The 14,145-nt window shown below is 29.2% G+C and carries 16 protein-coding genes; 13 read left to right on the forward strand and 3 right to left on the reverse strand.

The annotated features are described in order from the left end of the window. Positions 1–321: 321 nt before the first annotated feature. The 10 genes from rlmD (at position 322) to H9W90_RS05255 (ending at position 7,648) form a co-directional block, all read left to right on the forward strand. A complete protein-coding gene (gene rlmD, locus H9W90_RS05210; protein WP_187483398.1) occupies positions 322–1,776 on the forward strand; it encodes a 23S rRNA (uracil(1939)-C(5))-methyltransferase RlmD in 1,455 nt (484 codons plus the stop codon). A 79-nt stretch (positions 1,777–1,855) separates the two neighbouring features. Continuing rightward, positions 1,856–2,146, forward strand: a complete 291-nt coding sequence (locus H9W90_RS05215) for a 4a-hydroxytetrahydrobiopterin dehydratase (protein ID WP_187483934.1) — start codon at positions 1,856–1,858, stop codon at positions 2,144–2,146. Between the two features lie 16 nt (positions 2,147–2,162). Beyond that, the gene (locus H9W90_RS05220) at positions 2,163–2,618 is read left to right on the forward strand and encodes a DUF6452 family protein (protein WP_187483399.1); all 456 of its coding nucleotides are present in this window, start codon (positions 2,163–2,165) and stop codon (positions 2,616–2,618) included. Continuing rightward, a complete protein-coding gene (locus H9W90_RS05225) occupies positions 2,599–3,303 on the forward strand; it encodes a DUF6048 family protein (protein WP_187483400.1) in 705 nt (234 codons plus the stop codon). The genes H9W90_RS05220 and H9W90_RS05225 overlap by 20 nt, the downstream gene beginning before the upstream one ends. A 58-nt stretch (positions 3,304–3,361) precedes the next feature. Continuing rightward, positions 3,362–4,309, forward strand: coding sequence for an isopenicillin N synthase family dioxygenase (locus H9W90_RS05230; protein ID WP_187483401.1), 948 nt, complete (start codon positions 3,362–3,364; stop codon positions 4,307–4,309). 130 nt (positions 4,310–4,439) lie between these two features. After that, on the forward strand, positions 4,440–4,763 hold the full coding sequence (locus tag H9W90_RS05235; protein WP_187483402.1) for a translation initiation factor: 324 nt from the start codon (positions 4,440–4,442) through the stop codon (positions 4,761–4,763). A 50-nt stretch (positions 4,764–4,813) separates the two neighbouring features. Continuing rightward, positions 4,814–5,758, forward strand: coding sequence for a DUF1835 domain-containing protein (locus H9W90_RS05240; protein WP_187483403.1), 945 nt, complete (start codon positions 4,814–4,816; stop codon positions 5,756–5,758). A gap of 1 nt (position 5,759) precedes the next feature. Then, positions 5,760–6,629: a nucleoside phosphorylase gene (locus tag H9W90_RS05245; protein ID WP_187483404.1), complete on the forward strand. Its 870-nt coding sequence runs from the start codon at positions 5,760–5,762 to the stop codon at positions 6,627–6,629. After that, positions 6,630–7,490 carry a substrate-binding domain-containing protein gene (locus H9W90_RS05250; RefSeq protein ID WP_187483405.1) on the forward strand — a complete coding sequence of 287 codons (861 nt, stop codon included), beginning with the start codon at positions 6,630–6,632 and terminating at the stop codon, positions 7,488–7,490. Positions 7,491–7,507: 17 nt separating this feature from the next. Beyond that, positions 7,508–7,648 carry a hypothetical protein gene (locus H9W90_RS05255; RefSeq protein ID WP_187483406.1) on the forward strand — a complete coding sequence of 47 codons (141 nt, stop codon included), beginning with the start codon at positions 7,508–7,510 and terminating at the stop codon, positions 7,646–7,648. 237 nt (positions 7,649–7,885) lie between these two features. Here H9W90_RS05255 and H9W90_RS05260 read toward each other — a convergent pair whose 3' ends face one another. Continuing rightward, positions 7,886–8,551 carry a uracil-DNA glycosylase gene (locus H9W90_RS05260; protein ID WP_187483407.1) on the reverse strand — a complete coding sequence of 222 codons (666 nt, stop codon included), beginning with the start codon at positions 8,549–8,551 and terminating at the stop codon, positions 7,886–7,888. Between the two features lie 36 nt (positions 8,552–8,587). On the opposite strand from H9W90_RS05260, the gene H9W90_RS05265 reads away from it, so the two are divergent. The 3 genes from H9W90_RS05265 (at position 8,588) to H9W90_RS05275 (ending at position 12,391) form a co-directional block, all read left to right on the forward strand. Then, positions 8,588–10,795 (forward strand): endonuclease MutS2, encoded by a 2,208-nt coding sequence (locus H9W90_RS05265; protein WP_187483408.1) that lies wholly within the window; start codon positions 8,588–8,590, stop codon positions 10,793–10,795. A 109-nt stretch (positions 10,796–10,904) separates the two neighbouring features. Continuing rightward, positions 10,905–11,708 (forward strand): CPBP family intramembrane glutamic endopeptidase, encoded by an 804-nt coding sequence (locus tag H9W90_RS05270; protein WP_187483409.1) that lies wholly within the window; start codon positions 10,905–10,907, stop codon positions 11,706–11,708. A gap of 212 nt (positions 11,709–11,920) precedes the next feature. Further along, a complete protein-coding gene (locus H9W90_RS05275) occupies positions 11,921–12,391 on the forward strand; it encodes a hypothetical protein (protein WP_187483410.1) in 471 nt (156 codons plus the stop codon). Between the two features lie 3 nt (positions 12,392–12,394). Here the strand turns inward: H9W90_RS05275 and H9W90_RS05280 are convergent, their stop codons facing one another. Together H9W90_RS05280 and H9W90_RS05285 are read right to left on the reverse strand one after the other, a co-directional pair. Beyond that, positions 12,395–12,619 (reverse strand): DUF8828 family protein, encoded by a 225-nt coding sequence (locus H9W90_RS05280; RefSeq protein WP_187483411.1) that lies wholly within the window; start codon positions 12,617–12,619, stop codon positions 12,395–12,397. A gap of 24 nt (positions 12,620–12,643) precedes the next feature. Beyond that, the gene (locus tag H9W90_RS05285; RefSeq protein ID WP_187483412.1) at positions 12,644–14,044 is read right to left on the reverse strand and encodes an MATE family efflux transporter; all 1,401 of its coding nucleotides are present in this window, start codon (positions 14,042–14,044) and stop codon (positions 12,644–12,646) included. Between the last annotated feature and the right edge of the window lie 101 nt (positions 14,045–14,145).

Genomic DNA, 14,145 nt, shown 5'->3' on the forward strand with positions numbered 1-14,145 from the left:
TTGTTTTAAAATTTATAAAAAAAACCATTCCTATTCTACCTTTATCCTTTCAGCAAGAACTGAAAATTCAGCGTGGGAAAGAAATCATCCCCGAAGTTTTACAAAAGTAGTAAAATAAAACTTCGAAATAAAAATTATTTGGGCGTTCCCTAAAAAGGTCGGGCTTTCACTACTCGCTTTTTTTCTGAAAAAGAAAAAAGAGCTCAAACAAACCGTTCAATCCCTAACGCAACCTGTTAAATTATAAAAGTAATAACTTCAAAACATAATGCTAATCTATCAATATCTTTTCCTTAATTTTGCAATCCAAAATAATTGAAAATGCCACGTAGAGAACGCAACAAATTTGTAAAAAAGAATCAAGTTTTAGAATTAAAAATTGAAGATTACGCTTTCGGAGGAAAAGGAATTGCCAGAATTCATTCCGAAGAAGGAAGTTTCGTTGTATTTGTTCCAAATACGTTGCCTGGGCAATTGGTAAAAGCACAAATTAGCAAATCCAGCAAAAACTACGCAGAAGCTAAATTAATTGATGTTTTAGAACCATCTGAAGACGAAGTAGAAGTGGAATTTCAAGACATTCCTGGAGCGCCTTACATTCAATTACCAATTGAGCTTCAACATAGATATAAAAAAGAAAGTACTTTATCTTTATTCAAAAGAATAGGAAAAGTAGAAAATATAGAAGATTTATTCGACGAATTTGTAACCTCGCCAAACGTATTTCATTACAGAAATAAAATGGAATATGGTTTCTCTGCAATTGGTTATGACAGAATACATAAAACCGATAAAGACGAGTTTACTTTAGGTTTTAAAAGACGTGGAGTTTGGTGGATGGGCGATAATTTAGAGAAAGATTCTGGTTTGTTCGACAAACAAATGGAAGACAATCTAAAAAACATTCGTCAATATTGTATTGAAACTGGTTTAGATCCTTGGCATGGACCTAAAAAAGAAGGTTTCTTCAGATATTTTGTAGTTCGTAAATCTTTTAAAACAGACGAGTTATTATGTAATTTAGTAACAACTTCTCCTGATTTGGATAAGTTCGATTTACAAAAATTCGCAAATTTCCTAAAAGATATTTTTGGAGAACGTTTAGCTGGACTTCTACACACAATTAACGACGAAACTGGCGACAGAACAATCGCAACTTCAGGAAGTTTAGAACTCGTTTATGGAAAAGACAAAATCGTAGAAGAATTATTAGGTTTAAATTTTGAAATCAGCATGAAAAGCTTTTTTCAAACCAACCCAAAATGTGCAGAAAAACTCTATAACAAAGTGGTAGAATATGTTTTAGAAGACAAATCTAAAGTAGACAATACTGTGGTTATGGATTTATTCTGTGGTACAGGAACAATAGGGCAAATTGTTGCTTCTAAAAGCGAAAACGCAAAAATAGTTGGTGTAGATATTGTAGCTTCCGCAATTGCAGACGCAAAGAAAAACGCCAAAAGAAATAATATTGAAGGTTTAAAATTCTTTGCAGCAGATGTTGGTAAATTTTTAATTGCGCATCCTGAATATCAAAATAAAATAAAAACGATTATTTTAGATCCTGCAAGAGCAGGAATTGCACCAAAAACATTGCAGAAAATCATCAATTTAAATGCAGATAGAATGGTGTATGTTTCTTGTAATCCTGCAACACAGGCTAGAGATACAGAATTGTTAAGAGAAGCTGGTTATTTAATTAAAAAGATTAGTTTGGTAGATCAATTTCCACATACGAGTCATATTGAAACTGTGGTTTTGTTTGAAAAGAGTTAATTAGTTTTAACATCATTTTAATCAATATTAGCATCAATAATTATATATTTAAAACTTAAATAAAAATACTTTGAAAAAAATAAAACTTTCAGATTCAGCTATTGAAGAGAAATTAGAAACTCTACTTGAATGGGAATATTACGACAACGCTTTACATACAGATTTCGAGTTCGATAATTTTAAAGATTGTATGTCTGCAATGAACAGAATTGCCTTTGAGTGCGAAGCTTTAAATCATCATCCAGAATGGACGAATGTTTATAATACTTTAGATATTACATTAACAACGCACGATGCAGATGGAGTTACAGAGTTAGATTTTAAATTAGCAGCAGCAATCAACAAAATTGTAGAAGTTGAAGAAGAATAGATTTAAAAATTATCCTTTGAAAAAAACACTTGTTTTATTATTACTATCAATTGTCATTTTTTCTGCTTGCGAGAAAGATGATTTTTGTATTCAAAACCCGGTTACACCAAAATTAGTAATCGATTTTTACAATAATACCAGTAGAGAAACCTTAAAAGACATTACAACATTATATGTTTGGGTAGATGGAAAAGACAGTATATATGAAGGTTCAAGAGAGAATTCCATCATTATTCCTTTAAACACTTTAGCTACCGAAACAATTTATAATTTTTCTAATGGTACAAGCGTAGATAAATTTACAGTTAACTACACACCACAAGAAGTTTACGTTTCTCGTTCTTGCGGCTATAAAGTTATTTTTAATGGTATTACATTTACATCAGAAAATAATTGGATATTAGATTTTACACCAACAACATTAACAACCATAGACAATCAAGATGAAACACATGTACAAATATTTCATTAGCATTTGTTTGTTTTTTGTTTTTGTTAATGGATTTTCACAAGACAAAAAAACAACCAAAAATAATACTGAAAAAGATACTATTATTTATAAATCTAAATACGGACTTCGTTTAGGTGTAGATATTAGTAAACCTATAAAATCTAATATAGATGGAGCATATAGTGGTTTTGAACTTGTTGGAGATTATAGAATTTCTAAACGTTTTTATGTTGCTGCAGAATTAGGATATGAAGAAGAAACTAATGATGAAGATTATACAAACTCTACAGCCAAAGGAAGTTATATTAGATTAGGTTTTAACTATAACGCTTACGAGAATTGGTTAGATATGAATAACGAAATCTCTTTAGGATATAGATATGGTTTTAGTTTATTTGACCAAACTTTAAATTCTTACACACCCAATGTAAATAGCACTTATTTTCCTGCAAATTCGGTTATTGTGCCACAAACAGCAAGTGGTTTAAATGCACATTGGTCTGAATTTATTATGGGAATTAAAGTAGAAACTTTCAATAATTTCTTTGTAAGTTTTAGTGTTTCTTATAAAGTTTTAATGAGTGTAAAAGATCCAGAAAATTTTAAAACTTTATATTCACCAGGCTTTAATAGAATCTTTGAAAGCAATACTGGATTTGGGTTTAACTACACACTATCTTACTTAATTCCGTTCTCAAAAAAATAAAATAGTAAGATTTATTATTTTTTAGTAAATTTAACCTCGGTCTTACAAAAATATAAATATGAATAAAATACCTAGCGTAAATCTAAATGACTTTTTATCTAATGATGAAAGCCGCAAACAAAAATTTATAAATGAAATTGGTCATGCATATGAAAACATAGGTTTTGTAGCATTAAAAGGTCATTTTTTAGATGATAAATTAGTCTCTGATTTATATTCAGAAATTAAGAATTTTTTCGATTTACCAACTGAAACTAAAGAGAAATACGAAATTCCAGGAATTGGAGGACAAAGAGGTTATGTTTCTTTCGGAAAAGAATCTGCAAAAGGAAAAAAAGAAGGAGATTTAAAGGAATTTTGGCATTTTGGCCAATATGTAGATGAAGATTCTAAATACGCAAAAGAATACCCAAAAAATGTTCAAGTAGAAGAACTTCCAAAATTTAATGAAGTAGGAAAAGAAACCTACCAAATGCTAGAAAAAACAGCAAAGTATGTTTTACGTTCATTAGCATTGCATTTAGGTTTAGAAGAAACTTATTTCGATAATTATATAAAAAACGGAAATAGTATTCTTCGTCCAATTCATTATCCACCAATTCAAACAGAACCTAAAGGCGCAGAAAGAGCTGCTGCTCATGGAGACATTAATTTAATTACTTTATTAATGGGTGCGCAAGGAAAAGGTTTGCAGGTTCAAAATCATAAAGGAGAATGGATAGATGCTATGGCAGAACCAGATGAATTAATGATAAATGTTGGAGATATGCTATCTCGTCACAGTAACAATAAATTAAAATCTACTATTCACAGAGTTGTAAATCCGCCAAAAGAAATGTGGGGAACTTCTCGTTATTCAATTCCGTTTTTTATGCACCCAATTTCTGATATGAAATTAGATGTTTTAGAAAATTGTATAGATGAAAACAATCCAAAACAGTTTGATGATATTACTGCTGGTGAGTTTTTAGACGAACGTTTAAGAGAATTAGGCTTAAAAAAATAAGAAAAGCCCATCCTAACCTTCCAAAAGGGAAGGAATGTATTATGGGAAATATGCCGAATAAAAACAATAAAAATATACTCAAAGTTACCAGCACGAGTTTTTCCCCTTTGGGGAAATTAAAAGGCTTTTTATGGATTTAAAAGATCAACTAAAAAATTTGTTTCCAGAACACAAGGAAACTGAAGAAGTGGTAAAAGAAAAAACAAATATTTGGATGCAAGATGATCCAATTATTTGTAAGTATGAAAAACGTAAAGGAAAACCAATTACTATTTTAGAGGGTTATACAGGAGCAACAGAAGATTTTAAAATTCTTGCCAAAGAAATTAAGACAAAACTCTCTGTTGGTGGTAGTTTTAAAGATGATAAAATCATTATTCAAGGAGATTTTAGAGATAAAATAATGAAAATGTTAACCAACAAAGGGTTTAAAGTAAAACGCGTTGGCGGTTAATTTTTATACTGAATACAATAAAACAACACTAAAAACGTTGTTTTTTAATTATGAGGAATTCAATATTACATATCACAAACGGAGATACTACTACTAATTATCTTCAAAAACTGAAATTTTCTGGAGAGTTTATTACATGGCGAGAAATGTTGTGTGAAGGAAAAACTACTACAGATGTTGGAAGTGAAAATTTCTGGAAAAATAGATTTGAGTTCTTTAAAACCTCATACAAAGTCAGCAAACAGAAATTTATAAATTATACGGTAAAAGAGTACAGAAACCTATGTAATAAAAAAGAGCAAAAAGAAATTGTTTTGTGGTTTGAGCACGATTTATTCTGCCAAATTAATATGATTGCAGTTATCAGTTGGCTAAAACGTTACAGAAAAGGGTATCATATTTCTCTTGTTTGTAGCGGAAAAGTAAAAGGTTCTCAAAAAATGTTTAGTTTACCTGAATTATCTAAAGAACAAATTCATCAACATTATAAAGATAAAATAGAATTAACACAAGACGACATTGAATATGCAGATTATATTTGGCAATTGTATTGTTCAGATAGTCCACTTCGTTTGGAAACGATTTATAAATTCAATCCAATGTCTCCTTTTCAATATTTAGCAACTGCTTTAGAAGCTCATTTACAGCGTTTTCCTTCTATAGAAAATGGTCTAAATAAAATTGAAAATACAATTTTAAAAACTGTAAATAATCATCATTTTTCAACAAAAAACGACCTAGTTAATCAACTTTTAAAAGAACAAGAAGTTTATGGCTTTGGAGATTTACAGTATGAACATAAAATAAATAACCTTAATAAATTATTCTCTTCATTTAACCCAGTTCAACTTTCTGAAAAAGGAAAAGAGGTTTTAGAAAATCAAGTTAATTTTTACGGCAAATTACGTAATGATATTTCGTATCTTGGCGGCTCTAAAAAATACAGTTTTTTATATAATAACAATTCAGAAAAGCTGCTTCAAATAACATCATAGTATGAGTATTAAAGAATCTGAACTCATCTTAAATCCCGATGGTAGTGTATATCATCTAAATTTAAGACCAGAAAATATTGCTACAGATATAATTTTTGTTGGCGACCAAGATAGAGTCGATAAAATTACAAAGAGTTTCGATTCTATAGAATTTACAACTCAAAAAAGAGAATTTAAAACTTCCACAGGAAGTTATAAAGGTAAAAGACTTTCAGTAATTTCAACCGGAATTGGTCCTGATAATATAGATATTGTTTTAAATGAATTAGATGCACTAGTAAACATCGATTTACAAACAAGACAAATCAAAAAAAACTTAACAGTTTTAAATATTGTTAGAATTGGTACTTCTGGTTCTTTACAAAAAGACATTCCTGTAGATTCATTTCTAATGAGTTCTCATGGATTAGATTTAAATGGAATGCTTCACTCCTATCAAATTGAGGAAATTTCGAATACTGAAATAGAAAACGCTTTTGTAAAACATACTAATTGGAGCGCAAAAAAATCGCATCCAATATTAATTTCTAATAGTACAGAATTAGAAAACAAATTAAAATCTGATAAAACTTATTCTGGAATTACAGCAACTGCTGGAGGTTTTTATGGACCGCAAGGACGCGTTTTACGTTTAGGTTTACAAGACAAAGAATTAAATAATAAAATAGATTCTTTCAATTTTAAAGGAAATAGAATTACAAATTTAGAAATGGAAACTTCTGCAATTTATGGTTTGTCTAAATTATTAGGCCATAATGCAGTTTCTATGAATGCAATTATTGCTAACAGAGCAAATGGTACTTTTAGCAAAGATTACAAACAAGTTGTAGTAGATTTAATAGAATATACACTTGATAAATTAGTGGAGTAAATGACAGATTTAAAAGTTGGCGGAGTTCCAGAACACTTTAATTACCCTTGGTATTTAACGCTTAAAAATAAAGAATACACAAAAGAAAATATCAATTTACGTTGGCAAGATTATCCTGGAGGAACAGGACAAATGTGCAAAGCTTTAAGAAACGGAAATGTAGATATTGCCATTGTTTTAACAGAAGGTATTATTAAAGATATTGCAGATGGAAATCCTTCTAAAATTGTACAAACGTTTGTAAAAACTCCTTTAATTTGGGGAATTCATGTAGGTGCAAAATCAAAATTTAAAAAAATTGAAGATTTAGAACACGCAACAATTGCAATTAGTAGGTTTGGTTCCGGTTCTCATTTAATGGCAATTGTAAATGCACATAACCAAGGTTGGGATGTTAAAAACCTTAAATTTAAAGTAATTGGTAATTTACAAGGCGGAATTGACGCTTTAACAAACGGAGAAGCAGATTATTTTATGTGGGAACATTTTACCACAAAACCGTTGGTAGATAATGGTACTTTTAGAAGAGTTGGAGATTGCCCTACTCCTTGGCCATGTTTTGTAGTTGCTGTTAGAAATGAAGTTTTAGAAAATAATTTTAATGAAGTTAAAAAAGTTTTAGATATTATTAATAATCAAACTAAAGACTTTAAAGACATAGAAAACATTGATAAAACACTATCAATCAGATATGAGCAACAGTTAGAAGATATCCAAAAATGGTTAAAAATAACTGAATGGAATGATGGAAAACCAATCACCAAAAACTTAATTACCCGCATTCAAAATAAAATGGTACGTTTTAACGTTATCAAAAAGAAGAAAAACTCTACAGATTTTGTAAAAAATATGTACATTTAACCCATAAAATAGTAAAAATGAAAAAAGTAGTATTTGTTGCAATTTGTGTTTTAGGGATTATTTGTTTTTCTTCTTGTAGAAGTACTTCCAAATCTTGTGGTTTGGCAGATGCTGAAACAACTACTCAAACAACATTAAAACAAGCAGATCTAATATAAATTCGTTTGTTTCTTAATTTCAAATTCAATGAATCCGCTTTTTTGGCGGATTTTTTTGTTGAAGCTATTTCCTGCTTTCACTACTCGCTTTTTTTCTGAAAAAGAAAAAAGAGCTCAGACAAGCCGTTCAATCAGGGCTAAACTTGTTTAAAGACAATTAGCTAATTCTAAAATAGTAATAGCTTATCTATAAATTAAAAAGATAGATTACTTCGTTCCTAACAATGACGAATAAAACTACCAACTAATCTCTTCTTTCCCTAAATCTCTTAAAATTTCATTTGTTTTAGAAAAATGTTTATTTCCAAACCAATAACCTCTGTTGGCACTTAAAGGAGAAGGATGACCAGATTCTAAAATATGATGTTTCTTTTTATCAATCAACTTCGCTTTTTTCTTTGCAAATCCGCCCCAAAGCAAAAAAACAATATTTTCGTTTTCATTAGAAATTTGTTTAATCACTTCATCTGTAAACGTTTCCCAACCTTGTTTTTGGTGACTTCCAGCTTCATGAGCTCTTACAGTTAAAGTAGCGTTCAATAATAAAACACCTTGTTTTGCCCATTTTTCTAAATTTCCACTTTCAGGGTATTCAGTTTCTAAATCCGTAGAAATCTCTTTAAAAATATTAATTAAAGAAGGTGGATGCTTTATTCCGTCTTTTACAGAAAAGCACAAACCATTTGCTTGTTCTGGTCCATGATAAGGATCTTGACCAATAATAACCACTTTTAAATCTTTAAAGGAACAAAAATCAAAAGCAGCAAAAATATCTTCGTCTTTTGGATAACAAGTATGATTTTCATATTCATTTTTAACAAAACTGATTAAATCTATAAAATATTTTTTTTTAAATTCTTTTTGTAAAATATTTTTCCAGCTATCGGCTATTTTTACTTGCATTCTTTGTTATTTTTGTAGTGAATCAAAATTACAAATTTGAGAACTAATATTTCAGAAAAAACATTACAAGATTTAGAATTTTCAACGGTTTTACAACATGTTGCAGAACATTGTATCTCTGGTTTAGGAAAAGAAAAAGTATTAGAAACTTTACCAATTACAAATAAAAAAGAATTATTTGAAGAATTACATTTGGTTAATGAATATGTTTCTTCTTTCGAAAGCGAAAACAGAGTTCCAAATCATGGTTTCGATAATGTAACTGAAAAAATTAAACGTCTAGCAATAGAAAATAGCTTTATAGAAACAGATGCATTTTTAAAAATTGCAACTACTTCTCTAACAGTAAACGAATTAATAAAGTTTTTTAAGAAGTTTAAAGTGCAGTTTCCTACTTTTTTTGATCTTTCTCAAAAAATAGAATTCACCACTTTTGTAGATGATGAAATTAAAAAAATAATTGACATTTCTGGTGAAGTAAAAAACAATGCTTCTGCAAGTTTAAAACAAATTAGAAGAGATATTAATAACATTCGTGGTAAAATTGGTGCAAGTTTTTCTAGCGCATTAAGTAAATCTATTGCTGCAGGTTATTTAGATGATATTAAAGAAACCGTTGTAGACAACCAGCGTGTTTTAGCTGTGTCTGCAATGCACAGAAGAAAAGTTGCTGGTAGTTTATTAGGTTCATCTAAATCTGGTAATATCGTTTATATTGCACCACAAGCAACACTTTCTTACAGTAGAGAATTTCAAAATTTAGTCTATGAAGAAAAACAAGAAGTTGTAAAAATATTAAGAGCTTTAGCAGAAACTATACGTCCTTTTACACCACTTTTAGAAGAATATGTTTCTTTTTTAACACATATAGATTCAGTTGGTGCCAAAGCAAAATATGCAAGAGAAATGAATGCTATTTTGCCTAAAATATCTAGAGAAAAAAAGATTTACTTTAAGAATGCATATCATCCTATTTTATGGAGAAAAAATAATGCGCAAAATATAAAAACGGTTTCTCAAACATTAGAACTCAATGAAAAACAACAAATTATAGTTATTTCTGGGCCTAATGCTGGTGGAAAAAGTATTACTTTAAAAACCATTGGCTTGTTACAAGTAATGCTACAAAGTGGTATTTTAATTCCTGTAGACGAACGTAGTCAGACTTATATTTTCGATACTGTTTTAACCGATATTGGAGATAATCAATCTATTGAAAATCAATTAAGTACTTATAGCTATCGTTTAAAAAACATGCGTTATTTTTTACGAAAGTGTAATGAAAACACTTTGTTTTTAATTGATGAATTTGGTACAGGTTCTGACCCTGAATTAGGTGGTGCATTGGCAGAAATTTTTCTGGAAGAATTTTACACTAAAAAAGCATTCGGAATTATTACAACCCACTACTCCAACTTAAAAGTTTTGGCAAATGAGTTAGATAACGTAACCAATGCAAATATGCAGTTTGACGAACGTTCTCTAGAACCATTATACAAACTATTTATAGGACAAGCAGGTAGTTCTTTTACGTTTGAAGTTGCGCAAAAAAACGGAATTCCTTATAGCATTATTAACAAAGCAAAAAAACGTGTAGAAACTGAAAAAGTACGTTTAGATAAAACCATTTCTAAACTTCAGAAAGAACGCAATAGATTAGAGAAAAACTCTAATAATCTAGAAAAACAAAAAGTAAAAGGCCAAGAACATTTAGAAAATCTTCAAGAAAAAGAAGAAAAAGTACAAGCTAAATTGGCAGGTTTTCAAGAATTGTATGACCAAAATCAGAAAATGCTTTCTTTAGGAAGAAAAACTAATGAACTGATTAACAAATACTTTCAAACCAACAACAAGAAAGAGTTAAATGCAAGCTTTAATAAATGGGTTGCAGATGAAAAGGTAAAGTACGCAAAGAAAAACCCAATAAAACCAAAAACAAAAACCCAAAAACAAAAAGCAAAAGTTGTTGAAAAACAACTGCAAGAAGTTATAAAAAAGGTTGAAAAAGAGGTTTTAGAAAAAGTAGTTGAAGTTAGAAAAGAGAAAAAAATTGAAGCTGCTAAAATTGCCAAAGCAAAGTCTGAATATGTTTACAAATTAAATGATAGAGTAAGAATAATAGATTCAAATTCTGTAGGTACCATAGATAAAATAGACAGAAAAAATGTTACCATAAATTACGGAGTTTTTACTACTAAAACTTCTGTAGATAAAATAGAATTGGTAGAAAAGGCAAAAAATTAGGTGTTTTCACTCTTTTATTTCTCCTTAAAAAACCCCAACTTCGCTAACTACTGATATAAGTCATTAAAACGAAATCATATCAGCGTTAACGTTGCCAGTAATTTGAGAAATGACAATACTTAAAGCAATCTTACTAACTTTACTATTGATTTTTGTGTTTAGCTTGACTCAAGTTGGATTTGGATTTATATTCTATAAAACTGAATTAATACCTGAATATTTACATAAACACATTGGAATAACTACTGTCATATCTTTTCTTGTAGCTTATGTAGTTATGTTTATTTTTTTTTGGAAACCTAAAACAAAAATTAAAAATACGCTGAATTTCAAAAACTACGAGCTAAAATTTTTGCCTTATTTAATTTTAATTGTTCTTGGGCTTCAGTTATTAGATAGACCATTTTGGGATTTAGAAAGAATATGGAATTATTTAAACTACTCTGAATTTGAAACTGATTTTAGCACTTTTAATGGATTTAATCCAGCCTTTTTATATGGAGCAATTTCAACTCTAATAATCTCGCCTATTTGCGAAGAATTATTCTTTAGAAAATTCTTATTGAAAAAATTACTTGAAAGAAACAGTCAAAAGATTGGAATCATAATTTCAAGTTTATGTTTTGCAATCATTCACATTGAGACACCTTTTAATTTAATTCCTTCTTTTATTTTTGGAATAATAAGCAGTTTGATTTTTATAAAAACAAAAAAAATAGGTTACTCAATTTTATTGCATTTTTTAGTCAATTTATTGGTTCAGACTTTATACGTATTTGACTTTACTTTTGACAGGTGGTTGTTAGACTTGAATTTTAATTTTATATATTGGATTATGTTTTTAATAGGAATTGGAATAACATATTTCGGAATAAAAAAACTACTGGCAACACCGTATAAAAAAAATTGCTAAATTAGTGCTTAATCAAAGGCAGTTGCATTTTTGCCAACTTCTGAATTTCCTTCGGAAATTCCTCGCTGACAAAACCGCAACTTTTCTTATACAACAACGTTAACGAATCTTCCAAACTCTTAACTTTCACTTAATAAATAATCAGGTATTTTAACGCTTATATAACACAATAAATTCTACTATTTTGCACTCATCTTATTAGTGTAAAATTTATGACAATTCCTGAAATAAAAAATGAGTTAGAAAAATTTACCGTTTTTAAATGTGGGCTTAAACATGAGTTGGTAAAACTAGATTCTAAAACAAAACATCCTGTAAAGAAAATAGTTTCTAACAAAGAAATTTATGAAAGAGTAGCTTTATGTAATAGTTCTAAAAGAGCCTATAGACTTGGTTGTGCGCACTCAAATTCTAATTTAAAATTCAATCAATTAGTTTCTTCTATACAAATAGATAATTTAGAAATAAAAAGAATTCTAAACGAAATAAACCAAGTAATTTCTAAAATTTACCTTTTAGATCATGAAAAAGGAAATCTAGAAAAAGAGTTTGCCATTTGTTTAGAAAACCCATCAAATTCTATAGTAGAAATTGAGAGCAGCATAAACAGTTGTAAAACTACTCATAACAATTATATGAATGATTTACATCTTTTAAAGACAGCTTTGTTGAGCTTCATTTAAAAACTATTCAAATCCTTTCATTTCTTCATCATAAAAAAGACCAGCTTTGTCCATTAAATCGGCTAATTCTGTTGCTACATCTTCTTCATTTTCTCCTGTTAGGTCTTCAAACCATTCAACTTCATCATCTTTTAAATTAATTAAAAAACGAGGATATTCTGTATGCAATACAAAAACATCATCTGGAAAATTGCTATTATCTGCTAGTAAAAATTTAGGTAATTCCATATATATTATTTTTTAGCAAGGCTATTAAACACCTTGTATTTTTTGTGAATCTTGTTTTTCTTTTATCAATCTTAAAGTTAACGAATTAAAACGTATAAACAACAGAACTGATGCTGTTGATAATCCTGCTAATAAACCTAACCAAATTCCGAAACTTCCATACATTTCTTCTTTTCCTAAAAAGTAAGAAACAGGAAAACCAACCACCCAATAAGAAACAAAAGTTAGAATTGTTGGTATTTTAACATCTTGTAAACCACGTAAAGCTCCTAAAACCACAACTTGTATGCTATCTGAAATCTGAAAGAAAGCAGCCGCTAATAATAAGTTAGATGCTATTGAAAGTACTTCCATATTATCTACATAGTTTTCAGTATCACTTAAATCTACATAAATATTAGGCAAACTTTTATGAAAAATAAAGAACAATAAAGCAAAGAAAATTGCTAATAAAATGCCCAGTAAAAAAATAGAAAATGCAATTCTACGCAATTCTTTATAGTTCTGTAATCCTTTTTGGTTACCTACTCTAATCATAGAAGCAACACTTAAACCCATGGCAACCATAAATGTCATTGAAGACAAGTTTAGTGCAATCTGGTTTGCAGCTTGAGGATTTTTACCCAACAAACCACTTAACCAAATTGCTGCCGTAAATATGGCTACTTCAAAAAACATTTGCATAGCACTTAAAGAACCTAAATTAATAATTCTTTTAATCATTAAAACGTCTAATACAAAGAACTTAATATCTTTTACTATTTGTGCAGAACGTTTTTTGTAACGCAATAAAACCCATAAGTAAATTACCATTATTATTCGTGAAGCCAACGTACCATAAGCCGCACCAACAATTCCCATTTCTGGAAATCCGAATTTTCCAAAAATTAATAAATAGTTTAAAACTACGTTTACAATGTTTGCTAATAAGGTTGCATACATTGGGTATTTAGTCATAGACATTCCATCACTAAATTGTTTTATGGCTTGAAAAATTATCAATGGAATTAAGGAAAAAGCCACCAAATCTAAATACGGAATTGCCAAAGCCACAACTTCTTCTGGTTGTTGCATTAAATGCATTAACGGTTTGGAAAAGAAAACCACTAAAAACATTAAAATTCCTAAAACAGTACACAAAAACAAACCATGTTTGTAGGTAGATCTTGCTTGTTGAAGATTATTTGCGGAATCTGCTTCTGCAATTAAAGGTGTAATTGCTGTAGAGAATCCAATACCAATAGACATGGCAATAAACATAAAACTATTACCTAAAGAAACTGCTGCTAATTCTGCAGTTCCTATTTGGCCAACCATAATATTATCTATAAAACTTACAAAGGTGTGCCCCAACATACCTAACATTACAGGCGCTGCAAGTTTCCAATTATATTTAAATTCAGATGTATATTGAGAAATATTCACTTAAAATTTGCGTTTTACGACTGCGAAGATAAGTATTAAAGTAAGAAAATATAAGAATGAACTTATCCGTTTTTCATTAAATATTTACAATAAAAATAGTT

This window comes from Polaribacter pectinis, assembly GCF_014352875.1.
GTDB classification, from domain to species: Bacteria; Bacteroidota; Bacteroidia; order Flavobacteriales; family Flavobacteriaceae; genus Polaribacter; species Polaribacter pectinis.